Origin of the sequence: Variovorax guangxiensis, from assembly GCF_003952165.1 — a bacterium.
GTDB classification, from domain to species: Bacteria; Pseudomonadota; Gammaproteobacteria; order Burkholderiales; family Burkholderiaceae_C; genus Variovorax; species Variovorax guangxiensis.
Window position 1 is genome coordinate 15871 of sequence record NZ_RXFT01000015.1, and the last position, 25369, is coordinate 41239.

The 25369-nt window shown below is 68.8% G+C and carries 28 protein-coding genes; 10 read left to right on the forward strand and 18 right to left on the reverse strand.

All coding sequences use genetic code 11. The features are described 5' to 3' along the window. Positions 1-6: 6 nt before the first annotated feature. On the reverse strand, positions 7-1434 hold the full coding sequence (locus EJP67_RS26960) for an FAD-binding oxidoreductase (protein ID WP_126024814.1): 1428 nt from the start codon (positions 1432-1434) through the stop codon (positions 7-9). After that, positions 1431-1874, reverse strand: coding sequence for a DUF2069 domain-containing protein (locus EJP67_RS26965; RefSeq protein WP_126024815.1), 444 nt, complete (start codon positions 1872-1874; stop codon positions 1431-1433). Before EJP67_RS26965 ends, EJP67_RS26960 begins: the two co-directional genes overlap by 4 nt. On the opposite strand from EJP67_RS26965, the gene EJP67_RS26970 reads away from it, so the two are divergent. Beyond that, entirely contained in the window at positions 1873-3084 is a 1212-nt protein-coding gene (locus EJP67_RS26970; protein ID WP_126024816.1) for a YihY family inner membrane protein, read from the forward strand. The genes EJP67_RS26965 and EJP67_RS26970 overlap by 2 nt on opposite strands. Here the strand turns inward: EJP67_RS26970 and EJP67_RS26975 are convergent. Next, positions 3081-3419: an Mpo1-like protein gene (locus EJP67_RS26975; protein ID WP_126024817.1), complete on the reverse strand. Its 339-nt coding sequence runs from the start codon at positions 3417-3419 to the stop codon at positions 3081-3083. The two genes, EJP67_RS26970 and EJP67_RS26975, sit on opposite strands and share 4 nt — an antisense overlap. 102 nt (positions 3420-3521) lie before the next feature. Between EJP67_RS26975 and EJP67_RS26980 the strand changes: the two genes are divergently transcribed. Beyond that, positions 3522-3914 carry a thioredoxin family protein gene (locus EJP67_RS26980; RefSeq protein WP_126024818.1) on the forward strand — a complete coding sequence of 131 codons (393 nt, stop codon included), beginning with the start codon at positions 3522-3524 and terminating at the stop codon, positions 3912-3914. A gap of 13 nt (positions 3915-3927) precedes the next feature. Then, a complete protein-coding gene (locus EJP67_RS26985; protein WP_126024819.1) occupies positions 3928-4590 on the forward strand; it encodes an NAD-dependent epimerase/dehydratase family protein in 663 nt (220 codons plus the stop codon). On the opposite strand, the gene EJP67_RS26990 is transcribed toward EJP67_RS26985, so the two are convergent. Next, on the reverse strand, positions 4574-5545 hold the full coding sequence (locus EJP67_RS26990) for a LysR family transcriptional regulator (RefSeq protein ID WP_126024820.1): 972 nt from the start codon (positions 5543-5545) through the stop codon (positions 4574-4576). The two genes, EJP67_RS26985 and EJP67_RS26990, sit on opposite strands and share 17 nt — an antisense overlap. Positions 5546-5671: 126 nt before the next feature. Between EJP67_RS26990 and EJP67_RS26995 the strand changes: the two genes are divergently transcribed. Beyond that, positions 5672-7099: a M20 family metallopeptidase gene (locus tag EJP67_RS26995; RefSeq protein WP_126024821.1), complete on the forward strand. Its 1428-nt coding sequence runs from the start codon at positions 5672-5674 to the stop codon at positions 7097-7099. Between the two features lie 8 nt (positions 7100-7107). Next, on the forward strand, positions 7108-8097 hold the full coding sequence (locus EJP67_RS27000; protein ID WP_126024822.1) for a Bug family tripartite tricarboxylate transporter substrate binding protein: 990 nt from the start codon (positions 7108-7110) through the stop codon (positions 8095-8097). 4 nt (positions 8098-8101) lie between these two features. Here the strand turns inward: EJP67_RS27000 and EJP67_RS27005 are convergent, their stop codons facing one another. Together EJP67_RS27005 and EJP67_RS27010 are read right to left on the reverse strand one after the other, a co-directional pair. Beyond that, positions 8102-8908 (reverse strand): alpha/beta fold hydrolase, encoded by an 807-nt coding sequence (locus tag EJP67_RS27005; protein WP_126024823.1) that lies wholly within the window; start codon positions 8906-8908, stop codon positions 8102-8104. Position 8909: 1 nt separating this feature from the next. Then, positions 8910-10220, reverse strand: a complete 1311-nt coding sequence (locus tag EJP67_RS27010) for an O-acetylhomoserine aminocarboxypropyltransferase (protein ID WP_093209576.1) — start codon at positions 10218-10220, stop codon at positions 8910-8912. Positions 10221-10387: 167 nt separating this feature from the next. On the opposite strand from EJP67_RS27010, the gene EJP67_RS27015 reads away from it, so the two are divergent. Further along, on the forward strand, positions 10388-10840 hold the full coding sequence (locus EJP67_RS27015) for a CBS domain-containing protein (protein ID WP_126024824.1): 453 nt from the start codon (positions 10388-10390) through the stop codon (positions 10838-10840). 134 nt (positions 10841-10974) lie between these two features. Here EJP67_RS27015 and EJP67_RS27020 read toward each other — a convergent pair whose 3' ends face one another. Together EJP67_RS27020 and EJP67_RS27025 are read right to left on the reverse strand one after the other, a co-directional pair. Then, the gene (locus EJP67_RS27020; protein ID WP_240650797.1) at positions 10975-11955 is read right to left on the reverse strand and encodes a Bug family tripartite tricarboxylate transporter substrate binding protein; all 981 of its coding nucleotides are present in this window, start codon (positions 11953-11955) and stop codon (positions 10975-10977) included. 8 nt (positions 11956-11963) lie between these two features. Then, on the reverse strand, positions 11964-13073 hold the full coding sequence (locus tag EJP67_RS27025) for an adenosine deaminase family protein (protein ID WP_126024826.1): 1110 nt from the start codon (positions 13071-13073) through the stop codon (positions 11964-11966). 85 nt (positions 13074-13158) lie between these two features. On the opposite strand from EJP67_RS27025, the gene EJP67_RS27030 reads away from it, so the two are divergent. Next, complete coding sequence (locus tag EJP67_RS27030) at positions 13159-14115, forward strand: LysR family transcriptional regulator (protein ID WP_126024827.1); 957 nt, start codon at positions 13159-13161, stop codon at positions 14113-14115. Here the strand turns inward: EJP67_RS27030 and EJP67_RS27035 are convergent. The 3 genes from EJP67_RS27035 to EJP67_RS27045 form a co-directional block, all read right to left on the reverse strand. Next, entirely contained in the window at positions 14112-14738 is a 627-nt protein-coding gene (locus tag EJP67_RS27035; RefSeq protein WP_126024828.1) for a GNAT family N-acetyltransferase, read from the reverse strand. The two genes, EJP67_RS27030 and EJP67_RS27035, sit on opposite strands and share 4 nt — an antisense overlap. Next, on the reverse strand, positions 14735-15622 hold the full coding sequence (locus EJP67_RS27040) for a universal stress protein (RefSeq protein WP_126024829.1): 888 nt from the start codon (positions 15620-15622) through the stop codon (positions 14735-14737). The genes EJP67_RS27035 and EJP67_RS27040 overlap by 4 nt, the downstream gene beginning before the upstream one ends. Before the next feature lie 358 nt (positions 15623-15980). Further along, complete coding sequence (locus EJP67_RS27045) at positions 15981-17201, reverse strand: polyhydroxyalkanoate depolymerase (RefSeq protein ID WP_126024952.1); 1221 nt, start codon at positions 17199-17201, stop codon at positions 15981-15983. 92 nt (positions 17202-17293) lie between these two features. Here EJP67_RS27045 and EJP67_RS27050 point away from each other — a divergent pair, with 92 nt between their 5' ends. Then, entirely contained in the window at positions 17294-17950 is a 657-nt protein-coding gene (locus tag EJP67_RS27050) for a glutathione S-transferase (RefSeq protein WP_126024830.1), read from the forward strand. Between the two features lie 21 nt (positions 17951-17971). Here the strand turns inward: EJP67_RS27050 and EJP67_RS27055 are convergent, their stop codons facing one another. After that, positions 17972-18802 (reverse strand): helix-turn-helix domain-containing protein, encoded by an 831-nt coding sequence (locus EJP67_RS27055; RefSeq protein WP_126024831.1) that lies wholly within the window; start codon positions 18800-18802, stop codon positions 17972-17974. Between the two features lie 111 nt (positions 18803-18913). Here EJP67_RS27055 and EJP67_RS27060 point away from each other — a divergent pair, with 111 nt between their 5' ends. Together EJP67_RS27060 and EJP67_RS27065 are read left to right on the forward strand one after the other, a co-directional pair. After that, positions 18914-19900, forward strand: a complete 987-nt coding sequence (locus EJP67_RS27060; protein WP_126024832.1) for a tripartite tricarboxylate transporter substrate binding protein — start codon at positions 18914-18916, stop codon at positions 19898-19900. 25 nt (positions 19901-19925) lie between these two features. After that, complete coding sequence (locus EJP67_RS27065) at positions 19926-21242, forward strand: aromatic ring-hydroxylating oxygenase subunit alpha (protein ID WP_126024833.1); 1317 nt, start codon at positions 19926-19928, stop codon at positions 21240-21242. Here EJP67_RS27065 and EJP67_RS27070 read toward each other — a convergent pair. Genes EJP67_RS27070 through EJP67_RS27095 form a run of 6 tightly spaced genes read right to left on the reverse strand, consistent with a single transcriptional unit; the run spans position 21239 to position 25347 of the window. After that, a complete protein-coding gene (locus tag EJP67_RS27070) occupies positions 21239-21586 on the reverse strand; it encodes a DOPA 4,5-dioxygenase family protein (protein WP_126024834.1) in 348 nt (115 codons plus the stop codon). The genes EJP67_RS27065 and EJP67_RS27070 overlap by 4 nt on opposite strands. Before the next feature lie 7 nt (positions 21587-21593). Beyond that, positions 21594-22217, reverse strand: a complete 624-nt coding sequence (locus EJP67_RS27075) for a DUF4166 domain-containing protein (protein ID WP_240650798.1) — start codon at positions 22215-22217, stop codon at positions 21594-21596. 5 nt (positions 22218-22222) lie between these two features. Then, the gene (locus EJP67_RS27080; RefSeq protein ID WP_126024836.1) at positions 22223-23272 is read right to left on the reverse strand and encodes an SRPBCC family protein; all 1050 of its coding nucleotides are present in this window, start codon (positions 23270-23272) and stop codon (positions 22223-22225) included. A 42-nt stretch (positions 23273-23314) separates the two neighbouring features. Next, positions 23315-24241 (reverse strand): SAM-dependent methyltransferase, encoded by a 927-nt coding sequence (locus EJP67_RS27085; protein WP_126024837.1) that lies wholly within the window; start codon positions 24239-24241, stop codon positions 23315-23317. Between the two features lie 30 nt (positions 24242-24271). Beyond that, positions 24272-24694 carry a thiol-disulfide oxidoreductase DCC family protein gene (locus tag EJP67_RS27090; protein WP_126024838.1) on the reverse strand — a complete coding sequence of 141 codons (423 nt, stop codon included), beginning with the start codon at positions 24692-24694 and terminating at the stop codon, positions 24272-24274. Positions 24695-24753: 59 nt separating this feature from the next. Next, positions 24754-25347, reverse strand: a complete 594-nt coding sequence (locus tag EJP67_RS27095) for a GbsR/MarR family transcriptional regulator (protein WP_126024839.1) — start codon at positions 25345-25347, stop codon at positions 24754-24756. Positions 25348-25369 lie beyond the last annotated feature (22 nt).

Sequence of the window (25369 nt, forward strand, 5' to 3'; positions counted from 1 at the left end):
GCGAGGCTAGACCCGGATCACCCGCCCGGGGTTCAGGATGTTCTTGGGGTCGAGCCCGCGCTTGATCGCCCGCATCATCTCCAGCGCCACCGGCGACTTGTGCTTCTCGAGCTTGTCGACCTTGAGCGAGCCGACGCCGTGCTCGGCCGAGAACGAGCCGCCGAACTTCTCGACCGCGTCGTACACCAGCGTGTTGATGCGCTCTTCCTCGTTCTTCAGGAAGGCCTTGGTATCGACGTTCTCTGGCGCCTGAACGTTGTAGTGCAGGTTGCCGTCGCCGAGGTGGCCGAAGTTGACCAGCCGCACGCCGGCGATCTCGCGCGCCAGCAGCGCGTCGGTTTCCTCGACGAAGGCCGGGATGCGCGACACCGGAATGGAGATGTCGTGCTTGATGTTCAGCCCTTCCTCGGCCTGCGCGAGCGGAATGCTCTCGCGGATGTGCCACAGCTGGTGCGCCTGCGTGAGGTTCTCGGCCACCACCGCGTCGGTCACGCAGCCGTCCTCGAATGCGGTTTCGAGCAGTGCCTCGAAGCGCGAGCGGGCATGGTCTTCGGATTCGCTGTCGGAGTTCTCCAGCAGCACGCAATAAGGGACGGCCTCGTCGGCGATGAAGGGCACGCGCAGCTGCGGCATGTGCTTGTCGACCAGGCTCAGTGCGAAGCGGCCCATCACCTCGAAGCCGGTGAGGCCCGAGCCCAGGTGCTTGTGGGCAAGGCCCAGCAGCGTCACCGCGTGGTCCAGCGAGGGCACCGCGGCCCAGGCCGTGAGCTGCGCCGCCGGCAGCGGATAGAGCTTCATGGTGGCTGCGGTGATGATGCCCAGCGTGCCCTCGCTGCCGACGAAGAGGTCGCGCAGGTCGTAGCCGGTGTTGTCCTTGCGCAGGCCGCTGGTGCCTTCCCAGATCTCGCCCTGCGGCGTGACCACCTCCAGGCCCAGGCACAGCTCGCGCGTGTTGCCGTAGCGCACCACCTGCGTGCCGCCCGCGTTGGTGGCGAGGTTGCCGCCGATGGTGCAGCTGCCCTCGGCCGCGAGGCTCAGCGGGAACAGGTAGCCGGCCTTCTCGGCGGTTTCCTGCAGCGTCTGCAGGATGCAGCCGGCCTCCACCGTCATGGTGAGGTTGGCGGCGTCGATGGTACGGATCGCGTTCAGCCGCTGCAGGCTCAGCACCACCTGCGTGCCGCTGTCGTCGGGAATGGAGCCGACCGCGAGGCCGGTGTTGCCGCCTTGCGGAATCACCGCCGTGCCGGCCGCGGCGCAGGCCTTGACCACGTCGGCCACCTGCTGCGTGTTGGCCGGCCGCACCACGGCCAGCGACTTGCCGCGCGAGCGCTTGCGCCAGTCCTGCTCGTAGGCGGTGAGGTCGCCCTCGTTCAGCACATGCGATGCGCCGACGATGGCGCGCAGTTGTTCGATCAGGTCGGTGGAAGAAGTCATTGGGCGGAAGCCTCCAGTTGGCGGGCAGCGTTCTTGGCGTGGCGCAGGCGAAGCCGCACATGCCAGGCGCAGGCGGCGAAGAGCACGAGGCACAGCAGGACCTCGACGAGCGCGAGCACCTGGCTCACGCCGCTGGTGTCGCTCCAGGCGCGCACCACGCCCTCGGTGAAATAGAGCCAGATCATCAGGCTGACCCAGCGGTAGGTGTACATGCGGTTCTTCCAGAGCCCGGCGAGCGGAATGACCAGCGGCAGCACCTTCAGCGCCATCAGCGAGCCGCCGGGCCGCAAGGGCGCGAGCCACAGTTCCCAGGCCAGGCCGAGCACGATGAGGCCGACGACGCTGCCCACGGCGGCCCAGCGGGTGGCGCGAACGGAAGATGGAGGAGGCGGGGTGTCGGACACGGGTGGCGGGGACGCTGCGAAAAGAGCGGATGGCATGATACCGGCCATGAATCGTCGGCAACTCTGGAGGGATCTTTCGCGCTTCCCGTGGCGCAACACGGCAGCGGTGCTGGGCGAGCGCTTCCGGGAAGACCGGCTCGGCCTCACGGCCAGCAGCCTGACCTTCACCACCACCATCGCGATGGTGCCCTTCTTCACGGTGGCGCTGGCCCTGTTCACCGTGTTCCCGATGTTCGCGAAGATGCAGGGCCGGCTGCAGCGCTGGCTCATCGAAAGCCTGATTCCAGACAATATCGCGCGGCAGGTGCTGGGCTACCTGAACCAGTTCGCGAGCAAGGCCAGCGGGCTGGGCATCGCGGGCCTGATCGTGCTGCTGATCACCGCCATCGCACTGATCCTCACCATCGACAAGACGCTCAACAACATCTGGCGCGTGCGCACGCCGCGGCCGTTCGCGCAGCGGGTGCTCATCTATTGGGCGGCCATCACGCTGGGGCCGATCATCCTCGCGGTGAGCCTCTCCACCACCTCCTACGTGGTCGCGGCCACCAGCGACGTGGTGGGGCGCGGCATCGTGAAGCTGTTCTTCGACACCTTCGAGTTCATGCTGCTCGCGGTCGGCATGGCTTCGCTATACCACTACGTGCCCAACACCAACGTGCGCTGGTCGCATGCGTGGGCCGGAGGCATCTTCGTGGCGGCGGCCATCGAGATCGCCAAGCGCGTGCTGGGTTATTACCTGAGCCTGGTGCCGACGTACTCGGTGCTGTACGGCGCCTTCGCGACGGTGCCGATCCTGCTGGTGTGGATCTACGTGGCCTGGGTGATCGTGCTTCTGGGTGCGGTCATCGCCGCCTACCTGCCCAGCCTGCTGACGGGCGTCGCGCGGCGCGGCGGCACCGCCGGCTGGCCCATGCAGCTGGCCATGGAAACGCTGCAGCACCTGGCCCGAGCGCAGGCCACGCCTGCCAAGGGCATGGGCGCGACCGAACTGGTCACGCGCATGCGCGTGGATGCGCTGCAGCTGGCGCCGGTGCTCGAGACGCTGGTGGCGCTCGACTGGATCGCGCCGCTGGCGGAAGAGCTCGCCAACGAGGACCCGCGCTACGTGCTGCTGGCCGACCCGTCGACGCCCATCGAGCCGCTGCTGAAAGAGTTGCTGATGCCGCAGGCCGAGCCGCTCGAAGACCTCTGGCAGAAAGGCCCGCTGCGCTCCCTGAGGCTGGGCGACGTGCTCCTGATCTAGATCTTTACTCGCCCCAGCCAGATGTCGCGGTACATCGCCCAGTCGCCCATGAAGGAATAGAGCGGCCGCTTGAACGAGGCCGGCTTGTTCTTCTCGAAGCCGAAGTGCCCGACCCACGCGAAGCCGTAGCCCGCCACGAGGCCCGCCAGCAGCCACAACGGATTGAGCGTGACTATCAGCGCCACCAGGCACAGCAGCGAGATGGTCGAACCGGCGAAATGCAGCCGCCGGCAGGTGATGTTGGCGTGCTCGGTCAGGTAGAAGGGGTAGAACTCCGCGAAGCTCTTGAACTGGCGCGGATCGACGGCAGATGCGGGGGCAGTCGTGGTGTTCATCGTGCGAGTCTCCTGTACCCTGCGGGAGGGCTTTGTCCATAATAGCCACGACCTCCCGGCCGTACCACCCGGTCTTCCGATCACACCACCGACGCATCAGCCTTGAGCGCTCTTCCAAGCCTTCCAAGCACCCCCGAATCCGCCGGTCCGGCCGGCGATGCGCCTTGGGTCGTCTGCCTCTGCGCCGAATGGTGCGGCACCTGCCGCGACTACCGGCCGCTGCTCCAGGAAGTGGCGCGCGCGCATCCGCAGTTCCGCTTCGCCTGGGTCGACATCGAGGACCACGCCGACATCGCCGATGCCTTCGACGTCGAGACCTTCCCGACCCTGCTGGTCGCCGGTTCCGACGGCACGCGCTTCCTGGGTCCGTTGCTTCCGCATGCCGAAACGCTCTCGCGCATGCTCTCCGCGTTGCAGCCGCCACAGCCCTCGAGCCTCGACGTCGACCTGCTGCTGGCGGTGCTGAACAAGAAGCCCGCCGTCTTCGCGGTCTGACCGGAGTCTTCCCATGAAAGTCCTGATCTTCGGCGCCACCGGCATGGTGGGGCAGGGCGTGTTGCGCGAGTGCCTGCTGGCGCCCGATGTGGAAAGCGTCGTTGCGGTCGGCCGCAACCCCACGGGCCAGCAGAACCCGAAGCTGCGTGACCTGGTTCATAAAGACATGTACGACTACAGCGCCATCGAGCCGCAGCTGCAGGGCTTCGACGCCTGCTTCTTCTGCCTCGGCGTGTCGTCGGTGGGCATGAAGGAGCCTGAGTACAAGCGCATCACCTACGACCTCACGCTGGCGGCAGCCACCGTGCTCGCGCGGCTCAACCCGGGCATGACCTTCACTTACGTGACGGGCGCGGGTACCGACAGCAGCGAGCGCGGCAGCAGCATGTGGGCGCGCGTGAAGGGCGCGACCGAGAACGCCCTGCTGCGCTTGCCGTTCAAGGCGGCCTACATGTTCCGCCCCGGCATGATCCAGCCGCTGCACGGCATCCGTTCCAAAACGCCGGTCTACGACGCGGCCATCGTCGTGCTCAAACCCGTGCTCGGACTGGCCTTCCGCCTCTGGCCGAACCGGGTGACCACCACCGAGAAGCTGGGCCGCGCGATGCTGGCCGTGGCGCGCAAGGGCGCGGCCAAGCCGATCCTCGACCCGGCGGACATCAACGCCCTGGGCTGATCTCTTCTTTCTTCGCCGCGCCGGAAGCCCGCGCGCGCCCCAGCTTGCGCCGCCCCGCATTGGCGATGGCATCCACCAGATGCCGCACGAAGTCCTGCGCCAGTGGCGGCAGCGTGCGGCCTTCGAGCGCCAGCACCTGCAGCTGTCGCTGCTGCAGCGGTGCCTCCGCGAAGGGCCGCGCCACCACCGTGCCTTCGTCGATCAGGTGCATCACCGTGAGCAGGCCCGAGAGCATCACATCGGGCGTGCGCAGCAGCGGCAGCAGCACCGAGGAGAAATTGCTCACGAAGAGCGCCCGGTACTGCAGCCCCTGCAGGCTGCAGGCCTGGTCGAAGAGCTGGCGCGCGGTCACGCCCTTGTCGCCCACGGCCAGCGGATAGCGCACCGCGTCGGCCACCGACACCACGCGCTGCCGTGCCAGCGGGTGGTCGGGCCGCAGCACGGCGTACACCGGCGCGGTGGCCGAGTGCTCGATCTTCAGGCCGGGCTCGGGCGCGACCACGTACTTGAGCGCGATGTCGGTCTCGCCGCGCGCCAGCAGCGCACTCACGCCATCGGGCGAGCCCACGTGCAGCTCCAGCTGGCAACCGGGGTTGGCCGATTCGAAGCTGCGCATCACCAGCGGCATGAAGTGCCCCGCGAAGCCTTCGGTGCAGGCCATGCGGATGCGCCGCGCGCTCTGCCCGCCGAGGTCGCGTACCTGCTCGACCACCTGTTCGATGTCGAGCTGCGCATTGCGCAGGTGTGCCGCCAGCCGTTCGCCGGCTGCCGTGAGCGCCATGCCGCGCGCATGCCGTTCGAAGAGCGGCGTACCCAGGCTGTCTTCGAGCTTGGCGATCTGCCGGCTCACCGCCGACGAGGCCACGAAGAGGCGCGCCGCCGCCTGGTTGACCGAGCCGCTGCGCGCCACTTCGAGGAAGTGCCGCATCGGGATGCTGAGCAGCGGAAGCGTCATGACGGGCTGAAATGTCCGGAGTGTTGCCTTCAAGGCAATGGTAGCTTGCCAAAACGATGCTGGAAGCATCGGCCCTCAGGCCTTGTACTTGCTCTCCCGACGGACAGAAAGACAAGGAACCCCTTCATGCAACGCCCGGACAGCCTCGCCGCCGCAGCCGCCTATTTCGACGCAGGCGGCTTCTTCGCCGACCTCCAGCGCCGCGTCGCCTTCCGCACCGAGAGCGACACCGGCGCCGCCACGCCCGCGCTGGAGGCCTACCTGCGCGAGGAGATGATCCCGCCCCTCGCCGCACTCGGCTTCGCCTGCGAGGTGGTCGCCAACCCGGTGCCCGGCGGAGGCCCCTTCCTCATCGCGCGCCGCGTCGAGGATGCGTCCCTGCCCACGGTGATGACCTACGGCCACGGCGACGTGGTCAGCGGGCAGGACGCGCACTGGGAAGAGGGCCTGGCCCCCTGGGCGCTGACGGCACGCGGCGAACGCTGGTACGGGCGCGGCACGGCCGACAACAAGGGCCAGCACAGCATCAACCTGGGCGGCCTCGCGGCGGCGCTGGAAGCCCGTGGCGGCCGCCTGGGCTACAACGTGATTTGGCTCATCGAAATGGGCGAGGAAGCCGCCTCGCCCGGCCTGCACGCGGTGTGCGAGCAGCAGCGCGACAAGCTGCGCGCAGACCTGTTCATCGCCAGCGACGGCCCGCGGGTGAGCGCCGCGCGGCCCACGCTCTTCCTCGGCTCGCGCGGCGCGGTCAACTTCAGCCTGCGGCTGCGCGCCCGGCCGCGCGGCTATCACTCGGGCAACTGGGGCGGCGTCCTGGTCAATCCGGGCACGGTCGTCAGCCATGCGGTGGCCTCGCTGGTCGATGCGCGCGGGCGCATCCTCGTCGAGGCGCTGCGCCCGCCGCCGGTGACGCAGGCGGTGCGCAACGCGCTGGCCAGCATCGCCATCGGAGGCGGCGCGGACGACCCCGAGGTCGACGAGGGCTGGGGCGAGCCCGGCCTGAGCCCGGCGGAGCGGCTGGTGGCCTGGAACACCATCGAGGTGCTGGCGCTCGGCGCGGGCTCGCCGCAGCGGCCCGTCAACGCGATTCCCTCCGAGGCCGTGGCGCACTGCCAACTGCGCTTCGTGGTGGGCACGCCCTGGCAGGACCTGCAGAAGATCGTGCGCGCGCATCTCGACGCGCACGGCTTCGGCCAGATCGAGGTGCAGGTCACGCTGACCGGCGCGGCGACGCGGCTCGACGTCGAGAACCCCTGGGTGGGCTGGGCGCGCAAGTCCATCGAGGAAAGCAGCGGCCGGCGGCTCGATCTTCTGCCCAACCTCGCCGGCTCACTGCCCAACGACGTCTTCGCCGACCTGCTCGGGCTGCCCACGCTGTGGGTGCCGCATTCGTACCCCGCCTGCGCGCAGCACGCGCCCAACGAACACCTGCTCGCGCCGCTGGCGCGCGAGGGCCTGCAGATCATGGCCGGCCTGTACTGGGACCTGGGCGAGCCGGGCCTCGCGCCCTGGGCTGCCGGCCGGCTTTCGCAATCCGCTTCCACTCTTTCCTGACACGCACCATGGACAACGCCATCTCACGCCGCCGCTTCGGACTGCTGCTTTCCGCTTCCGCCGTGCTGGGCGCACATTCGCCCGTCTTCGCCCAGGGGGGCTGGCCCGAACGTCCGATCAGGCTGGTCGTGCCATTCCCGCCGGGCGGCGGCACCGACCTGGTGGCGCGCGCCATGGGGCAGACGCTGTCGGAGCAGCTCGGCCAGCCCATCGTGGTCGACAACAAGCCCGGCGCGTCCACCATCATCGGCACCGACGCGGTCGCCAAGGCCGCGCCCGACGGCTACACGCTGCTGCTGTCGGGCTCGACCAGCTTCAGCGTGAACCCGGCCCTGCGCGCCAAGCTGCCCTACGACACGGTGCGCGACCTCGCGCCCATTGCCATCGTCGCGCGCACGCCCCTGGTGCTGGTGGTGGGCAAGGGCCAGCCCTGGCAGTCGCTGCCCGAACTCGTCGCGGCGGCCAAGGCCAAGCCGAAGAGCATCCGCTACGCCACTTTCGGCTCGGGCTCGGGGCCGCACCTGTCGGGCGAGCTGTTCGCTTTGGCCGCGGGCATCCAGCTGCAGGACATTCCGTACAAGGGCAGCAGCCAGAGCTCGCTGGCGGTGATCGGCGGCGAGGTCGAGATCGCCATCGACACCGTGGCCGCCGTGGCGCCGCACGTGCGCGCGGGCAAGCTGCGCGCGCTGGGCATCGTGGGCGCGACGCGCTCCAGCATGTTGCCCGAGGTGCGCACGCTGGCCGAGCAGGGGCTGCCCGAGGCCACCTTCGACGCCTGGTACGGCTTCGCGGCCCCCGCGCGCACGCCGGCGCCCGTGATCGACAAGCTCGCCCGCACGGTCGTCGCGACCATGGGCCACCCGGCGCTGCAGGCCCAGCTGCGTGCGCAGGGCATGGAGCCGGTGGCCATCGGCGCGGCGGCCTTCCGCACGCAGATGGAAGGCGAGATCTCGCGCTACCGCGCGCTCGCCCACCGGGCGGGCATCGCGGCGGAATAGACGCTCAGGCGCTCAGGAAATCGCGCAGCGCGAACAGCACCGCGTCGGGCGCCTCGCTCATCAGCGCGTGGCCCGCGTGCACCGTCACCACTTTCGCGTTGCGCGCCTTGCCCACCAGCGCCTTGGTGGCGCGCGGCGGCGTCATCTGGTCGGCGTCGCCGAGCAGGAAGAGCACTGGGCACTGCACCTTCTCGATGGCCGCCTCGCCGTTCGCGTAGTCGTTGCAGGCCTTGAAGCCGATGTGGAACACGTTCGCCTCGCGGTTGCTTGCGAGCACGCGGCGCATCAGCGCGCGCGAGCTGCCGTAGAGCCAGGTGCCCGGGCCGAGCGAGGAGGGCGGCGGCGCGAGCAGCGAGTGCGAGAAGGTGTTGACCATGGCGATGGCGCGCTGCGGGTCGCTCACCGAGCTTTCGAGCAGCGCGGGCGACACCGCCATCGGATAGGCCGTGCCGACCATCGCGAGTTGCGTGATGCGCTGCGGCGCGCGCGAGGCCGCCTCCAGCGCGATCAGCGAGCCGAAGCTGTGGCCGACCAGCGCGGCCTTCTGCACGCCGGCCGCGTCGAGCAGCGCGATCACGAACTGCGCAGCCTCCTCCACGCTGGCCGGCGGCGGGCCTTCGCTCTTGCAGTGGCCGGGCAGGTCCACCGCGAGCACGTTCCAGCCGTGGTTGGCGAACCAGCGGCTCTGCAGGATCCACACGCTGTGGTCGTTGAGCACGCCGTGGATGAACACGACCGTGGGCTTTGCCGCATCGAAGGGCTTGCCGCCGGTGTAGCAGTAGGTGGTGTGGCCGTTGACGGTGTAGTTCATCTCAGGCACCTGCCTTTTCCGCGGCCTTCAGGGCGCGCTTGAGGTCGTCGATCAGGTCGGCCGGGTCTTCCAGGCCGATCGACAGGCGGATCGTGCCCTGAGAAATGCCCGCGCCCGCCAGCGCCTCGTCGGTCATGCGGAAGTGCGTGGTGCTCGCGGGGTGGATCACCAGGCTGCGGCAGTCGCCCACGTTGGCCAGGTGGCTGAAGATCTTCAGCGTCTCGATGAAGGCCTTGCCCTGCGCGCGGCTGCCCTTGATGTCGAAGCTGAACACCGCGCCCGCGCCGCGCGCGCCGTGGCGCAGCAACTTCTGCGCGAGCGCATGGCTCGGGTGCGATTCGATCAGCGGATGCCCCACGCGCGACACGAAGGGGTGGCTCGCGAGGAATTCGACCACCTTCTGCGTGCTGTCGATGTGGCGCTCCATGCGCAGCGGCAGCGTCTCGATGCCCTGCAGGATCAGCCAGGCCGTGTGCGGGCTCATCGAGGCGCCGAAGTCGCGCAGGCCCTCGCGGCGGGCGCGCAGCAGGAAGGCGCCCACCGTGCTTTCCTCGCTGAACACCATGTTGTGGAAGCCGTCGTAGGCCTGCGTCAGCTCGGCGAATTTGCCGGATTTCTCCCAGTCGAAGCTGCCGCCGTCGACCACCACGCCGCCGATCACCGTGCCGTGGCCCGACAGGAACTTGGTGGCCGAGTGATAGACCAGGTCGGCGCCCCAGTCGAAGGGCTTGATGAGGTAGGGCGAGGTGAGCGTGGAATCGACCAAGAGCGGCACGCCGGCCTCGTGGGCGATGTCGGCCACAGCGGGGATGTCGAGCACGTCCAGCCCCGGGTTGCCCACCGTCTCGCCGAAGAAGAGCTTGGTCTCGGGGCGCACCGCGGCGCGCCAGCCGTCGAGGTCGCCGGGCTTCACGAAGGTGGTCTCGATGCCGAAGCGGCGCATCGTGTAGTGCAGCAGGTTCTGCGAGCCGCCGTACAGCGCCGTGCTGGCCACGATGTGCGAGCCCGCGCCCATCAGCGTGGCCACCGACAGGTGCAGCGCGGCCTGCCCGCTGGCGGTGGCGATGGCGCCGATGCCGCCTTCGAGCGCCGACACGCGCTGCTCCAGCACCGCGTTGGTCGGGTTGCTGATGCGCGAATACACGTGGCCGGCGCGCTCCAGGTTGAAGAGGGCGGCGGCGTGGTCGCTGGATTCGAAGACGAAGGAGGTGGTCAGGTGGATCGGCACCGCCCGCGCGCCGGTGGCGGGGTCGGGCGCGGCGCCGGCGTGCAGCGCGAGGGTGTCGAAACCGGGGTCGGAATATCCGGGCATGAGGGCCTTTCTCGTGTCTGAGCTGTTGTCTCCTGGCAATGCCCCGTTACGTCTGCAATTCATGCGTGCGCGACAGGGGCGCTCAGGTCGGCGTCGATTGTGGGCTATATTCAAAAACGGCACGCCCGCCGAGATAGCCGAGATTGAGTTCCCAGAGGAGCAAAACGATGAAAGTCAGCGACATCCTTCGCGTCAAGGGCAATACGCTCTTCACCATCACGCCAGACGACCTGCTGGCAGAAGCCGCCAAGACGATGGCGGAAAAGGACATCGGTTCGCTGGTGGTCATGGAGCACGGCGACCTGGTCGGCATGCTCACCTTCCGCGAGGTGATCGTGGCCATCGTCGGCAACGGAGGCCAGGTCGGCACCATGCAGGTCCGCAAGGTCATGGACGACGCCCCCGTCACCTGCACGCTCGAAACCGACCTCGACGAGATCCGCCGCATCATGCTGGAGCGCCACGCGCGCTACATGCCCGTGATGGACAAGCGCATGCTGATGGGCGTGATCAGCTTCTACGACGTGGCCAAGGCCGTGGTGGACAGCCAGAACTTCGAGAACAAGATGCTCAAGGCCTATATCCGCGACTGGCCCGAGGAAGACGAGAAGGCCGGCTGAGCGCAGACAGCCCGGCGCAACGCCCGGCTTGATGCGAGAACACCGAGGAACCGGCTTCGCCGGGCCTCAGGTGTTGCCCCCGGTAGGGGGGGCGAAGCGGACACGAAGTGCCGCGCAGCCTGGGGGCGAGTCCTCTATTCCTTGATGTTTGCGGTCTGCACGATCTTCTGGTTGCGCGCGTACTCGGCCTGCACGAACTTCGCGAACGATTCCGGCGTGCCGCTGCCCGGCAGCGCGCCTTGCTCCACCAGCTTGCTGCGCACGCCTTCTTCCTGCAGCACCGCGTTGAGCTCCTGGTTGATGTGCGCGACCACGGCCGGCGGCGTTTTCGCGGGTGCGAAGATGCCGGTCCAGCTCACCATGTCGAAGCCCTTGAGGCCGGGCATCTCGTCGAAGGTGGGCACGTTGGGCAGCGCGGCCAGCCGCTTGGTGCCGGTGATGCCCAGCGCCTTCAGCCGCTTGCCGTTCACGTGCGGAATCGCGCTGGTGCTCACCAGCATCGCCAGGTCGACCTGCTCGCCGATCACGTCGGTGGCGATCTGCGCGCCGCCGCGGTAGGGCACGTGGGTGACGAAGATGCCGCTGCGCTCCTTCAGCAGCTCCATGGCCAGTTGCAGCACCGTGCCCACGCCCGAGGTCGCGTAGTTGTACTTGCCGGGCTTGGCCTTCGCGAGCTTCACGAAGTCGGAGAAGGTCTGGGCCCCGAGGCCGGGCCGCGCTACCAGCACCATCGGCGCGGTGTTGAGCATGCCCACCGGGGCGAGGTCTTTCAGCGGATCGAAGCGGAAGGCCGAGGGGTTCACCAGCTTGCCGATGGCGATGGCACTGTCGGGGCCCGCCACCAGCGTGTAGCCGTCGGGCGCCGCGTTCACCGCCTTGGCCACGCCGATGGCGCCGCCCGCGCCGGCCACGTTCTCGACCACCACCGACTGCTTGAGCCGTTCGCCGAGGCGCTGCGCCACGAGGCGCGCGTTCACGTCCACGCTGCCGCCGGCCGTGAAGGGCACGATCAGCGTGATGGGCTTGGCGGTGGGCCATGCCGCCTGTGCGAGGGCGGCGGTGGGGAGGGTGGCGCAGAGCGCAGCGGCGAGGAGCAGGCGGCGGGGCGTGTTCATGGCGTGGGTCATTCGTGGTTGGTGGGGACGGGTTCGGTGTCGAGCCGGGCGCGCAGCGCGTCGAACTCGGCGCTCCATTGCGTGCGCCATTCGCGGCGCTGCGCCTCGTCGATCCATGCGCCGTCGAGGCCGTTGAGCATGAAGCCGCGCAGGTCGTCCAGGCCGAAGCCGAAGTCGCGCACCATCATCAGCCAGGCCTGCGTGGGCGTGACCTTGTGCAGCGTCGGGTCGTCGGTGTTGGGGTGGATGCGCAGGCCCAGGCCGGGCATGCGGCGGATGGGGTGATCCAGCGCCCAGCGCTCGGGCGGCAGCGTGCGCAGGTAGTAGGAGTTGGTGGGCACGACGGTGAAGATCACGCCGCGCTCGGCGCAGCGGCGCGCGTAGTCGGGCTGGTCGACCACCGTGTAGCCGTGGTCGATGCGGTCGACCTGCAGTTCGTCGAGCGCAGTGCGCACGTTGGTCCAGGGCATGCCAAACTCGCCGGCGTGCGCGGTGGTCTTCAGGCCGGCCTTCTTCGCCTCGGCATAGGCCCGGGCGAACAGTTCCGGCGGACGGTCGACCTCGCGGTAATCGATGCCGATGCCGATCACCTCATCGCAGCGGTTGGCCTTCACCCATTCGACCATCTCCACGGCCGCCTCGGGGCTGGCCTCGCGGTCGATGGCGGCGACGAGCCGGCCCGAGATGCCGAATTCCGTCTTCGCATCGTGGATGGCGCGCACGATGGCGCCCTGCGCGAGCGGATAGGCGATGCCCGATTCATGCACCGTGCCGGTCGGGTTCCAGAAGAACTCCGCATGACGCACGTTGTGGGCAGCGGCGTCCTGCAGATATTCGAGCGTGAGCTGATAGAGGTCGCCGGCGCTGCGCACCAGCTGGGCGTCGAGCGCGCGCAGCACCCGCAGCACGCCGACCGGCTTCTCGCCGCGCGTGTAGAAGCCCTCGATCTCGTCGTCGGCCAGCGGGGAGCCGGCGCGGCGGTTGAGCTGCTTGAAGGTTTCGTGGCGCACGGTGCCGAACAGGTGGCAGTGCAGCTCGGCCTTGGGCATCGCGTGCAGCATCGCCTCCAGCGTGAGGGGCGCTGCGGAGGCAACGGGCGCGGACGTGGGGCTGGTCATGGCGGCAGTCTAGTAATGGCGTCCTCATAAGGAAAATTTTGAATTTCTATAATTTGATTCACTGAATCAATAACCGAGGTTCGCCATGGCCGCCTTGCCCCTGCGCGCGCTCACGCTGCGCCAGCTCCAGTTCTTCTCGGTGCTGGTGGAAGAAGGCCAGTTCGGCCGGGCGGCGCGGCGGCTGGCCATCACGCAGCCGGCCCTGAGCAACGCCATCAAGCAGATGGAAAAGCTGCTCGGCGCAGAACTGCTCACCCGCTCGACCCATCGACTGGAACTCACGCCCGTGGGCGCCGAGGTGCTGGCGCGTACCGACTTCCTGGTCAACACCTTCGAGGTGGCGCTGCGCGACATCGAAAGCACCGTGCAGCGCGGCCGGGCTTATGTGCGCGTCGGCGTGATCCCCTCGGCCAGCGCGCGCGTGGCGACGGCTGCCAGCGAGTTCCTTCGCGACGGCCACCGAGAGGTCGAGCTGTCGTGGCGCGACGCCCCTTCGAACACGCTGCTGGCCGAGCTGCGCAGCGGCCAGATCGACATGGCCGTGGCCGCCATCACCGAGCCGCCGGGCGGGCTGACCTGCATCGACCTGTTCCGCGATCCGCTGGTACTGGTGGTGCGGCGCGACCACCCGCTGGCGGCGGCCGGCGACGCGAGCTGGGAGGCCATCGGCAAGGAGCGGCTGGTGCTCTTCGAAAGCGGCAGCATGCCCGCGCTGGGCAACCCGGCGCGCGCGCAGTTCGCCCAGGGGCCGCAGCCGTACCGCGTGAGCTACTCCGAGACGCTCTATGCGCTGGTGCGCGGCGGACAGGCGCTGGGGCTGATGCCGCGCCTGTACACCTCGTCGCTGCGCGACCCCGAACTGGCTGTGGTGCCGCTGCTGAAGCCGCGCGTCGAGCGCCGCGTGGTGCTGGCCTACCTGCCGGGGCCGATGCGCAACGTGGTGGCGCAGGAACTCATCGCATTCCTGCGCGAGCGGCTGCCGCAGGCCGGCGAAGCGGCGGTACGGCGCGTGAGCGGCAAGGCCGCGCGGGCGCGGCGCTAAGCCATCTGCGTCTCGAGGCGGAAGCGCTCCAGCGTCCAGCCTTCGCCGAGCAGGAACATGCGCGTGTGCAGCCCGGCGAGCGCTTCACCCTCGACCTCGCGGCCCAGGTAGCTCAGCTGCTTGTTCCGCAGGTCGGCGAAGCCCGTCTCGTAGTGGCTCGACAGGCTCTGCCAGAGCGCATGCGCGCCCGGCGACTGCCGCGCGCCGCTCATGAGGCAGAGGCCCCGGTCCAGCGCCCAGCGGTAGACGGCGGAAGCCAGCCCGCGCCGCTGCCAGTCCGGGGCGTATTGCGAATGCGGTGCGCGGATGTGGCGCTCCGCCCTGCGGCTCAGTTCGATCAGCCGGTTGAACACGGTGTAGCCGACCAGCCTGTCTCGGCGCAGGTCCTCGATGTAGACGTACAGCTCGCCGTCGGCTTCGCGAAAGCGTGCGCGCAAGCCGGGGTCATCGAGCACGAGGCCCGGCATGTCCTGCAGGCGGCCTTGCAGGGCGCGCATGCGTTCGTGGACGGGCGCGAGCGTGGCCTTGCCCGGATCGACGTCGATGCGCAGCTCGGCCGGCCTGGGGCGCCAGTCCGGCAGCGAGGGGATGGAGAACGCGAATGGCAGTGCCAGCGATGTCATGCCGCACTCCGCCGGACCGCCGCCGTGGAACTCGGTGCCTGCATGCCATGAGGCACCACGAGCACGTCGCCCGTGGACCACCGCAGCACGCGCAGCGCCACGCTGCCGAGCAGGAAATCCGTCAGCGCCGAACGTCTGCGCTTGCCGACCACCAGCAGGTCGGCCTGGCTGTACTGCTGCTGCACGGCCGCCTGCCGCGCAGGGTCGCCGCGGCCGACCGACGAGACCACGCGGTTGCGGCGCGCGCTCGACGCATCCGACAGCCACAGCATGCGTTCGCGCGCATGGCGGGCGCAGGTGTGGCGGTAGGCATCGATGGCGTGCGTCGACACGTCCGCACAGCGCAGCTTGCCTTCGTGCATGGGCGTGAAGGCGTGGAACAGCTCGACGTCGGCCTGCGCGTCGAAGGCGCAGGCGAGGTCGACCAGCGGACGCGACGCCTCCATGAGGTCGACCGCGACCAGCATGCGCCGGTAGCCGCCGGGCTGCGCGTCGAGCCGCGCGACCAGCACCGGCCGCTGCGCCGCCCGCAGCAGCCGCTCGGCCGGCTGGCCCCGGAAGAAGGCTGCGAGCGAGCGGTCGGGCTCGTCGCCGATCACCACGAGATCGCACCAGCGCGCCTCGAGCGCGGCGTCCTCGAGCCGCCCGCGCGTGCCGTCGATCTTCTTGACGAGGATGCCGAAGCGCTCGGCCACTTCGAGGCACACCGCGCCGAGGCCGCCTGCCGCATCGGCATCGGCCGTACCCGCGAAGCCCGCGGGCGCGTACATGATCTTCAGCAGCGCGCCGTGCACCGCCGCGATGGTGGCCGCGCGCACCACCGTGCGCAGGCCGTGCGCCGACAGGTCGGTGACCGCCAGGATCGATTGGATGTTGTTGTTCATCGTCCGTGTTCTTTCCGCATGACGAGGCCCATCGCCGGCCGTGGTGAAGCGGCTGGCGACAGGCGAATGAATCAGCGAGGGAAAGCGCGGCGCGCCCGCACGGGCGCGCTACCGCGCGGGGCTTGGGCCCGGCGGTCGATGAAGATGTGCTGAAGAAGGGGGAAGGAAGAGGCTGACCGCCGGGCTCAGAGATCTGCGAGGGTCTGGTGCGACCCCGCGGCGGTCCGCGCAGTGAAGACTGCGCGCGGCGTGCTGCGGATCAAGGGCTGGCGTTGCATGGCGGCCGAGTGTAGGAAGACCGGCGCACAAGGGCAAACAAAGGCCTCACGGCCCTTGCCAGATTGTTTTCTTGTTTCTCTCAGCCGTTCAGCTCGGCTGCCGCATGGATCGTCTCGCGCACGCGCGGATAGATCTGCGCATTCCACTTGCTGCCGCTGAACACGCCGTAGTGTCCGACGCCGGCCTGCAGGTGATGCGCCTTCATGTAGGGCCGGATGCCGGTGCACAGGTCTTGCGCCGCCACCGTCTGCCCCACGGAGCAGATGTCGTCACGCTCGCCTTCCACGGTGAGCAGCGCCGTGCGGCGGATGGCTGCCGGGTTCACGGTGCGCTCGCCCACGGTGAGCCTGCCCAGCGGCAGGTCGTAGGTCTGGAACACGCGCTCCACGGTCTCCAGGTAGAACTCGGCCGGCAGGTCGTTCACGGCCAGGTACTCGTCGTAGAAGGTGCCGATGGTGCGGGCCTTCTCGATGTCGCCCTCGACCAGGTGGCTGTACATGTCCTCGAACTGCTTCTTGTGGCGCTCGGGGTTCATGCTCATGAAGGCCGACAGCTGCAGGAAGCCCGGGTACACGCGCCGCATCATGCCGGCGTGCGGCCACGGCACGTGGCTGATGAGGTTGCGCCGGAACCAGTCGATGGGCCGGTCGGTCGCGAGCTTGTTCACCGCGGTCGGGTTGATGCGGCAGTCGACCGGGCCCGCCATCAGCGTCAGGCTGCGCGGCGTGGCGGGGTTGCCGTCCTCGGCCATCAGCGCGGTGGCGGCCAGGGCGGCCACGCAGGGCTGGCACACCGCCACCATGTGCACGCCCGGGCCTACGGCCTCCAGGAAGCGGATGAGCTGCAGCGTGTAGTCGTCCAGCCCGAAGCCGCCATGCCACAGCGGCACGTCGCGCGCGTTGTGCCAGTCGGTCAGGTACACGTCGTGGTCGCGCAGCAGTGTGCGCACCGTTTCGCGCAGCAGCGTGGCGAAATGGCCCGACAGTGGTGCGGCCAGCAGCACCGGCGGATGCACTGCATCGGTGTCCTTGCGGAAATGCAGCAGGGTGCCGAAGGGCGAGACGAGGGTTTTCTTCTCGTGCACGGCCACCTCGGCGCCGTCGGAGACCACGCTGCGGATGCCGTAGTCGGGCCGGGTGTGGGTCAGCCGCATGCGCGAGAACACCTCGAACTGGGCGGCCATGCGCCGCATCATGGTGCGCTCGGTGCCATCCTTCCACAGCGCCTTGGCCATGTACTGCGCCGCGAGCCGCGCCGGGGAGAGCAGGTCGGCTTGGTTCTGGTAGGCCCGGTACAGCATGAGCATCGCGCAGGCAAGTTGCGGGCCAGCCGCATGGCATGGGGCTTGCACGCGGCACGGGCAAAGGCGCAACGCCCAAGGAGAGCTCCGAGATGGCCAAACCCGTACTCACCATCAGCAGCAAGAACTACGGCGCCTGGGCGCTGCGCGGCTGGCTGATGTGCAGGCTGGCGGGGCTGGACTTCAGCGAGAAGGTGATCCCGCCCGACGACCCGGCCATGAAGGCCGAGATGCTGCTGCTGTCGTCGTCGATGCTGGTGCCCTCGCTGCAGCACGGCGGCGTGAAGGTGTGGGACACGCTGGCCATCGGCGAGTACCTCAACGAGATCAAGCCCAAGGCCGGCCTGCTGCCCTCCGACATCGCGGCCCGCGCCCACTGCCGCGCCATCTGCGGCGAGATGCATTCGGGCTTCGCCTCGATGCGCGGCGCGCTGCCGATGAACATCAAGGCCCATTTCAAGAACTTCAAGGTGTGGTCGCGCGCACAGGCCGACATCGACCGCATCGTTGCCATCTGGCGCGAGTGCCTCAAGGCCTACGGCGGCCCGTTCCTCTTCGGCAGCCAGCCGGGCATGGCCGACGCGATGTATGCACCGGTGGTCACGCGCTTCCTGAGCTACGACGTGGCGCTCGACAGCGTCTGCGCCGCCTACTGCAAGCGCGTGATGGAACTGCCGGCCATGAAGGAATGGGTGGCTGCCGCGAAGCAGGAGCCCGACGAGATCGACGAGCTCGACGCGGAGTTCTGAGCGCCGGCCCGGCTTCGCACTTCATGCATTCGTTGGAGGCGGCGGCCCGAAGCCGGCCTGCGCCAGCTTGCGTTCGATGCTCTGCGCGGCCTGCTGCATGTCGGCCAGGTACGCGGACACGATCTCGCGCTCGCTCTTCACCGCCGGCAGCCACGCGCAGCTGAGGCAGCCCACCACCCGATCTTCTTGCCGCAGCGGCACCGACACCGCGCCGAAGCGGTCGGGCGAATCCAGGCTGGTCGAGGTCGGGTCGCGCGCCACGTATCCCAGGTCGCGCGCATGCGCCACCATGCGGCGGATGTTCTCGGGGCGCCGCGCGCCGCGGTCGAAGTCGTTCGGCGAGCGCGCCAGCGCGGCGAGGATCTCGCGCCGCTCTTCCTCGGGACAGAACGACAGGTAGCAGCGGCCCAGCGACGACAGCAGCATCGGCGGCCGGAAGCCCAGCGCGCGGTAGTTGACCGCAAGGCCGTTGCGCGGCCGGTCGGTGTCGAGGATGAGCATCGCCGTGCCGTCGCGCACGCCCAGGTCGATGGGCCACGGCACCAGCCGCTGCAGCGTGGCGCGTGCAGGGGCAGCAAGCGCCGAGAGCCGCGTGCGCCATGCCGCCACGGGCCCCGACTGGCCGGTGGCCGACGCGGGCACGTAGCGCTTGTCGTGCTCGCTGCGTTCCACCCAGCCCGCCTGCTGCAGCGTCTTGAGGATGCGCAGCAGCGTGGCCTTCGACACGCCGGTCTGCCGGTGCAGCTCCTGCAGCGTCACGGCCGAGGAGCGCTGGATGGCCAGCATCACGTCGAGCCCGCGGCGCAGCGCGTCGATCGACTTCACGCTCTGCGTGCCCATGGTGTCGGACATGTCGGTCTCCAGAAAAAAGGTTCACTCAGTGAAACTATATCTTCTGGCCGCGCAGCCTCGTTCCTACAGTGCGTTCGACCCCAACGTCGTCCCACCGAGAAGGAAAAGAGCATGTTGTTTCACCACCGAAACGCGGCCCGTGCCGCTGCTGCAGCCGTTCTTTCGCTATGTGCCGCCACCGCGGCCATGGCGCAGGCATGGCCCTCCAAGCCCATCACCATCGTCGTGGCCTACCCGGCGGGCGGCGACACCGACGCCATCGCGCGCACCTATGCCGAGAAGCTCTCGCAGCGCACCGGGCAGCCGGTGCTGGTCGACAACCGGCCCGGCGCGAGCGGCATGATCGGCAACGTATGGGTCGCGAAGGCGCCCGCCGACGGCTACACGCTGCTCTTCACGCCCAGCACCTTTCCCATCGCGCAGCATGTGCTGAAGGCCGGCCCGGGCGTGGCGCACGACGTGGTGAAGGACTTCACCCCCATCGTGAAGACCGGCAACATCCCGCTGCTGCTGGTGACCTCGCCCGCGAGCGGCATCCAGAGCGTCGCGCAGCTCGTGGCTGGGGCGAAGGCCGGCAAGACCGTCACCTACGGCACACCGGGCGCGGGCTCGCCGATGCACATCGCGGGCGAATTGCTCAACAAGGACGCGGGCATCTCGGCCACGCACGCGCCGTACCGCGGCGTGGCGCCGGTGGTGAACGACACGCTGGGCGGCCACGTCAGCGTGGGCTGGATCACCCCCGGCGCGGTGGCGGGCCACATCGCCACCGGCAAGCTGCTTCCGCTCGCGGTCGCGGAACGCCAGCGCACGAAGCTGATGCCCGAGGTGCCCACCTTCATCGAACTGGGCTTCAAGGACGTGGACGTGAGCGCTTGGATGGGCCTGCTCGGCCCGAAGGCGATGCCCGCCGACGTGGTGCAGGCGCTCAACAGGCACTTCAACGAGATCCTGAAGATGCCCGACGTGCAGGCCAGGATGGCCGCGCTCGGCATCGAACCCGTGGGCGGAGCGCCGGCCGTGCTGGCCAAGCAGATTTCGGACGACGACCAGCGCTTCGGCAGGCTGGTGCGCGAGTTCGGCATCCGCGCCGATTGAAGACAAGCGACAAGGAGACCATTCGATGTTGAGTGAAGAGAAGAACCGCCTGCTGACCGAAGTGGGCCCTGGCAAGCCGATGGGCGATTACCTGCGCCGCTACTGGCATCCGATCGCGGGCGCGAGCGAGTTCGACGACAAGGCGGTGAAGCCGCTGCGCATCCTCGGCGAAGACCTGGTGCTCTACAAGGACCTGAGCGGCAACTACGGCCTGGTCGATCGCCGCTGCCCGCACCGCAACGCCGACATGTCGTACGGCTACGTCGAGCAATGCGGCCTGCGCTGCAGCTACCACGGCTGGCAGTACGACCAGAGCGGCCAGTGCGTGCACCAGCCCTTCGAGGAAACGCTGGACCCCGGCGCGCGCATGCGCAGGAACACGAAGATCAAGGCCTACCCGGTGCAGGAGAAGGCCGGGCTGCTCTGGGCCTACATGGGCCCGCAGCCCGCGCCGCTGCTGCCCGACTGGGAGCTCTTCAACTGCGCGAACGGCTTCGCGCAGGCGGTGTTCGCCGAGGTTCCGTGCAACTGGTTCCAGTGCCAGGAGAACTCCATCGACCCGGTGCACTTCGAGTGGACCCACAACAACTGGACCACGCGCCTGCAGGGCGACGAGGGGCCCTATGTGCCCACGCACCTGAAGCTTGCCTTCGAGGAGTTCGAGCACGGTTTCGTCTACAGGCGCCTGCGCGGCGGCGAGCGCGAGGACAACGTGATGTGGACCACCGGCCGCGTCACGCTGTGGCCCAACGGCTTCTTCCTGGGCCACCACTTCGAATGGCGCGTGCCCATCGACGACCACAACACGCTGAGCGTGCTGTGGGTGCTGAGCCGCGTGCCGAACGAGCAGGAGCCTTACGTGCAGGAGCGCATTCCTTCCTGGTACGGGCCCATCAAGGACCCGGCGACGGACCGATGGATCACCAGCCACGTCGCCAACCAGGACTTCGTGGTGTGGGTAGGGCAGGGCACCGTCACCGACCGCACGCGCGAGAAGCTGGGCCAGAGCGACAAGGGCATCGTGATGATGCGGCGCCGCTTCTTCGAGGAGCTGGAGGCGATGCAGGCCGACCCGGCGCACGAGCCCAAGGGGCTGATCCGCGATCCGGAGAAGAACCGCGACGTGTTCCTGCCCTCGGCGTGCCGCGACGAGATGATCAACGGCCTGCCGCGCAGGGAGCTGGCGGCGCATCCGCTGCTGGGGCCTTACCTGAAGGACTTCTTCGGCCAGGCAGGGCAGCCCGACGAGGTGCGCGCGGCCTACGAGAAGGCCATCGGGCAGAAGGTGGAGGGCGCCACCTTCTTCAAGGTGCACGGCGCCGGCGCCGAAGAGACGGCCTAGCGGCGGAACAGCCGCAGGTCGAGCTCGCTTTCCTCGCCCAGCCACATGGCGTGCGTCGTGTGGTCGGCGAGGTCGTCGCCCGTCACGCCGTGCACGAACACGTCGAGCCCGTCGCGGTTGGCTTCCAGCCATTCGATGACCTGGTCGAACTCGGCGGCGTCGAAGGCGAGCTGGCAACTCCAGTGCGGATGCGGGCCCACCAGCCGCTCGTGCACGCGGCCGACCACCACCATCAGCTCACGGCCCGCGCGTTCGCAGAGGGCCTTGGCCTGCGCGAGCGTGTCGGGGCCGAAATAGACGTGGGCGTGGTACTGGGCGTAGAGGTTTTCTGGGCGGCGAGGCATGGTGCGCTCATTGTGATCCTGTTCGCGGGCCGAGGTGGAAGCGCCCGCTGTAGCGGAACACGTCGCCGAACCAGCGGTGGCGCAGCAGCATCTTCATGGTGAAGCGGTCGACGTCGGCCGGATCGGGCCGTTCCTCCACATAGGCCGTACCCATGAACAGGCCGAGCGGCAGCGGAATGCGCAGCCCCGCGACGCGCCAGACGTAGCCCAGGTCGCGGAACACCACCGCGCCTTCTTCCGCGCTCACCGCGAGGCGCATGCCGATGCCGAAGCGCACGTACTCGGTCACCTCGCTGCCATGGGCCGCGTCGTGCTCCATGTGCGAGCGGAAGTGGAAGGGCGGCCTGCCGGGGAAGTGGAAGACGCGGTCCCAGTGGAGCGTGGCGTTGTCGGGGCGGCAGCGGTAGTGCACCTCGATGGGCACTTCCTTGCCCTGGTGCGGCACCAGCGCGCCGAACAGCCGGCCGAAGGGCATCAGCAGCGCGGCCCAGGGCGAGTGCCAGACCTCGTCCATGGTGCCGCGCACGCAGACGTAGTCGTCGGAGAACGGCCTCATCGTGTAGTGGCGGCGGATGACCTCGCCCAGCCGTTCCCAGGCGGGGCCGAGCGCCTGCTGGAAGACGGGCTGCATCGTTGTCATCCGGCTGAGGCAGCTGTTGCCGTGGCCTCGCTGCGCGCCTTGTAGAAGCGCAGGATGTTCTCCGAGGCGTCGTTCAGCAGCAGGTGCATGACGCGGTCGGCATACCAGTTGAAGCTGGTGCTCAGCCGCCACGACACCGCCACGCGCAGCTCGGTGCCGCCGTCGCGCGGCGTCAGCGTGTAGGTGGCGTCGCGCAGGTCGAAGTACTGGCCGCCGATCATCACGTGGTCGTCGAGCGCGCCGGCAGGGAAGGAGTCGGGCGAGAAGCGGAAGCGCCACTTCAGCAGGCGATTGGGCTGCCACTCGGTGATGACTTCCTCGAAGTGCACGTTCTTCTGCCACTGCACCTGGCGCACGCGGCCTTCGGGTGTGTCGACGGTCACGCCCGACACCGGCATCGGTACGCCGATGCGGTAGGCCCATGCGTCGCCGACCTCGGCGGGGCGGATGTCGCTCGCGGCATTGAGCTCGTGCCACACGCGCTCTGGCGGCGCGGCGATGAAGAGCGTGCGCGACGTGTCCGAGTAGCGGTCGGGGTTGGGCAGCTGGGGCTCGATGGCGCCCAGCACCAGGGGCAGCATCGCGAAGCTGTAGACCGCCTGCTTCGGCCAGTTGGTAACGCGGCACACGATGCCCATCGCCAGCCCGCCCACGCTGCCCATGGTGGCGAACAGCGGCACGATGACGATCGCGCAGATCAGCCCTTCGATGAACACCAGCAGCGTGCCGCCGACGAAGAGCGAGGTCGCCACCCACGGCGCCCAGATGTAGTAGCCCCAGCTGCGCCGCTCGATGCGCTCGGCCATGTACACCGTGACCGCGCCGCACACCGCGGGCACGAAGTAGACGAACGAAGCCAGCATGGCCGAGTAGGGCTTGCCGGGCGCGCTGCTGAAGAACAGGCGCAGCACCAGCGCGACCGCGGCGCCGATGGCCATCGGCCAGAACCAGCCGAAGGGCATGCCGCGAACGGGCTTGGGTTGTGCTTCCTGCGGTTCGACGGGGGCCAGCTCGGCGAGCCTGCTTTCTTCGGGGACGTTTTGCATGAAAAGCCTCTTCTCCTCTTTCTGTCTGTATTCGTGTCGTGCTCAGTCGGCGCGGCGCGTGGCGGTGACCATGCAGTAGTCGAAGTCGCGCCAGAACATGCCCAGCGCCAGTGCGCAGTAGCTGGCCACGATGTGCTTGCGCCGCCACGGGCTCAGCCTGCCGCGTGCCTTCCAGAGTTCGGCCAGCGTGAAGCGGGTGGCCAGAACGGGGATGTGCAGCGCGCTGGGCGCGACGCGCCAGCGCAGCGACTTCACTTCGACGTCTTCGAAGCCGTTCTCGTGCAACGCGGCGACGAAGTCTTCGCGCACGGCCAGCGTGGGCACGGCCCAGCTGTCGGCCCACAGGCGGTGCAGCCAGCTTGCGAGCCGGCCGGGGTTGCGGCGCAGCAGGAAGCCGTCGACCACCGCGAGACGCGCGCCGGGCTTCAGCAGCCGCGCGGCTTCGCGGATGAAGTCGGCCTTGTCGGTGCCGCCGGCATAGCAGGCGCTTTCTACAGCCCACGCACCGTCGGCTTGGGCCGCAGGCAGGCCGGTGCGGGTGTAGTCGGCTTCGATGTGGGCCATGCGGTCGGCCACGCCGGCCGCGGCATCGAGCTTCGCGGCGATGCGGTTCTGCACGGCGACGTTGGTCACGGTGATGGCATAGAGCGATGCGTGGTCGCCGACCAGCGTGCGCGCTGTGGCGCCGGCGCCGCAGCCCATGTCGATCACGCAGCGACGGGGAGCATCGTCGAGGCGCAGCGCACGGCCGACCACGCGGTTCATCTCGACCAGCATGCCCTCGCGCCGCAGCGGGTTCAGCCCCGCGCGCCAGAAGCCGAAGTGCATGTTGTAGCTGGGGCTCCAGGCGCTGTAGTCGGTCGCGACCTCGGTGAAGTAGTCCTGCGTGTCCTCGGCGGTGATGGGGGCGCCGGTGTGCTCGACAGTTCCGCGCGGCATGCGGAAGTCGGGCTGGAAGACGGTGGGCATGGTGGGTTCCCTCGTGTGGTTGTTTCTTCTTCAGATGCGGCAGTTGCCGTCATCGCATGAAGGGGCGACGCGTCCCGCCAGCCTGGCGGCCAGCCAGCGCGGAATGCGGTAGCGGTTGCGTGCCAGCAGCGCATAGGCGCGATCGGCCAGCGGCGCAACCAGCGGCAGGTCGAGCAGCAGGCCGCCGCTGGACAGGCCCACCGCCGCGCGGCAGATGCGGATGGCCGGCACGCCGACGTGCACCTTGCCGTCGGCGCTGGAGACGTGGATGGCCGCCATCAGCGCCTCGCGCGGTGCCGGGCCGCCGGTGAAGCCGATGGGCGAGCAGTCGACCAGCTGAAGCCGGCCGGCAGCGTCGCGTGCCTTGAGGGCGCCCATTTCGGCGGAGCAGATCGCGCAGCTTGCATCGAAATAGATCGTGAGCGGATAGGTGGGTGTCACGGTATGGCTCATGGCGTTCTTCGTTCTCGATATTTCTGTCAAAACAGAAATTGTTGGGCAAAAAAAGAGACTCAGATCATGGGCAGGCTGGCGTGGTGCGCGTCCGGGTCTTCGCCCTTGCCACCCTTGCCGCCTTGCGACGAATCGCCGCGCACGAACTTCTGCACGCTGGCACCCAGCGTCATCACCTTGTCGAGCGTGCCGGGCGACAGCCGCAGCATCTCGTCGGCCCAGGTGGCGAGCTTTTCCATGAGCTCCATCGTGGAGCGGATGCGGTCCTGCGCGTCGGCGGGCTCCTTCTGGAAGTCGGGGCTGGACACCAGCTCTCGCAGCACGCGCACCGTGGGGTCGAACTCGCGTTCCTTGCGCTCGCGCACCACGGTGCGGAACAGCTCCCACACGTCGACGCTGGTTTCGAAGTAGTCGCGCCGGTCGCCCAGCGTGTGGGTGATGCGGACCAGGTTCCAGGCCTGCAGTTCCTTCAGGCTGTTGCTGATGTTGGAGCGGGCCACGCCGAGCGTGTCGCACAACTCCTCGGCGTTCATGGGCTTGCCGTAGGCGAAGAGCAGGGCGTGGATCTGCGAGACGGTGCGGTTGACGCCCCACAGCGAGCCCATTTCGCCCCAGTGCAGGACGAACTTGCGTTGGATGTCGGTGAGTTCCATGGCGCCGAGTTTAGGATTCTCG

What these genes read in the sequence shown, in the direction of transcription:
- EJP67_RS27020 (WP_240650797.1), bottom strand. Translation starts at nt 11,955, where the DNA reads ATGAACACGCCCCGCCGCCTGCTCCTCGCCGCTGCGCTCTGCGCCACC.
- EJP67_RS27055 (WP_126024831.1), bottom strand. Translation starts at nt 18,802, where the DNA reads ATGTCCGACACCATGGGCACGCAGAGCGTGAAGTCGATCGACGCGCTG.
- EJP67_RS27065 (WP_126024833.1), top strand. Translation starts at nt 19,926, where the DNA reads ATGTTGAGTGAAGAGAAGAACCGCCTGCTGACCGAAGTGGGCCCTGGC.
- EJP67_RS27085 (WP_126024837.1), bottom strand. Translation starts at nt 24,241, where the DNA reads ATGCCCACCGTCTTCCAGCCCGACTTCCGCATGCCGCGCGGAACTGTC.
- EJP67_RS26990 (WP_126024820.1), bottom strand. Translation starts at nt 5,545, where the DNA reads ATGACGCTTCCGCTGCTCAGCATCCCGATGCGGCACTTCCTCGAAGTG.
- EJP67_RS27010 (WP_093209576.1), bottom strand. Translation starts at nt 10,220, where the DNA reads ATGCCCGGATATTCCGACCCCGGTTTCGACACCCTCGCGCTGCACGCC.
- EJP67_RS27030 (WP_126024827.1), top strand. Translation starts at nt 13,159, where the DNA reads ATGGCCGCCTTGCCCCTGCGCGCGCTCACGCTGCGCCAGCTCCAGTTC.
- EJP67_RS27025 (WP_126024826.1), bottom strand. Translation starts at nt 13,073, where the DNA reads ATGACCAGCCCCACGTCCGCGCCCGTTGCCTCCGCAGCGCCCCTCACG.
- EJP67_RS26960 (WP_126024814.1), bottom strand. Translation starts at nt 1,434, where the DNA reads ATGACTTCTTCCACCGACCTGATCGAACAACTGCGCGCCATCGTCGGC.
- EJP67_RS27060 (WP_126024832.1), top strand. Translation starts at nt 18,914, where the DNA reads ATGTTGTTTCACCACCGAAACGCGGCCCGTGCCGCTGCTGCAGCCGTT.
- EJP67_RS27035 (WP_126024828.1), bottom strand. Translation starts at nt 14,738, where the DNA reads ATGACATCGCTGGCACTGCCATTCGCGTTCTCCATCCCCTCGCTGCCG.
- EJP67_RS27070 (WP_126024834.1), bottom strand. Translation starts at nt 21,586, where the DNA reads ATGCCTCGCCGCCCAGAAAACCTCTACGCCCAGTACCACGCCCACGTC.
- EJP67_RS26965 (WP_126024815.1), bottom strand. Translation starts at nt 1,874, where the DNA reads ATGCCATCCGCTCTTTTCGCAGCGTCCCCGCCACCCGTGTCCGACACC.
- EJP67_RS27000 (WP_126024822.1), top strand. Translation starts at nt 7,108, where the DNA reads ATGGACAACGCCATCTCACGCCGCCGCTTCGGACTGCTGCTTTCCGCT.
- EJP67_RS27005 (WP_126024823.1), bottom strand. Translation starts at nt 8,908, where the DNA reads ATGAACTACACCGTCAACGGCCACACCACCTACTGCTACACCGGCGGC.
- EJP67_RS27015 (WP_126024824.1), top strand. Translation starts at nt 10,388, where the DNA reads ATGAAAGTCAGCGACATCCTTCGCGTCAAGGGCAATACGCTCTTCACC.
- EJP67_RS26985 (WP_126024819.1), top strand. Translation starts at nt 3,928, where the DNA reads ATGAAAGTCCTGATCTTCGGCGCCACCGGCATGGTGGGGCAGGGCGTG.
- EJP67_RS26995 (WP_126024821.1), top strand. Translation starts at nt 5,672, where the DNA reads ATGCAACGCCCGGACAGCCTCGCCGCCGCAGCCGCCTATTTCGACGCA.
- EJP67_RS27080 (WP_126024836.1), bottom strand. Translation starts at nt 23,272, where the DNA reads ATGCAAAACGTCCCCGAAGAAAGCAGGCTCGCCGAGCTGGCCCCCGTC.
- EJP67_RS27040 (WP_126024829.1), bottom strand. Translation starts at nt 15,622, where the DNA reads ATGAACAACAACATCCAATCGATCCTGGCGGTCACCGACCTGTCGGCG.
- EJP67_RS27050 (WP_126024830.1), top strand. Translation starts at nt 17,294, where the DNA reads ATGGCCAAACCCGTACTCACCATCAGCAGCAAGAACTACGGCGCCTGG.
- EJP67_RS27075 (WP_240650798.1), bottom strand. Translation starts at nt 22,217, where the DNA reads ATGCAGCCCGTCTTCCAGCAGGCGCTCGGCCCCGCCTGGGAACGGCTG.
- EJP67_RS27045 (WP_126024952.1), bottom strand. Translation starts at nt 17,201, where the DNA reads ATGCTGTACCGGGCCTACCAGAACCAAGCCGACCTGCTCTCCCCGGCG.
- EJP67_RS26975 (WP_126024817.1), bottom strand. Translation starts at nt 3,419, where the DNA reads ATGAACACCACGACTGCCCCCGCATCTGCCGTCGATCCGCGCCAGTTC.
- EJP67_RS27090 (WP_126024838.1), bottom strand. Translation starts at nt 24,694, where the DNA reads ATGAGCCATACCGTGACACCCACCTATCCGCTCACGATCTATTTCGAT.
- EJP67_RS26970 (WP_126024816.1), top strand. Translation starts at nt 1,873, where the DNA reads ATGATACCGGCCATGAATCGTCGGCAACTCTGGAGGGATCTTTCGCGC.
- EJP67_RS27095 (WP_126024839.1), bottom strand. Translation starts at nt 25,347, where the DNA reads ATGGAACTCACCGACATCCAACGCAAGTTCGTCCTGCACTGGGGCGAA.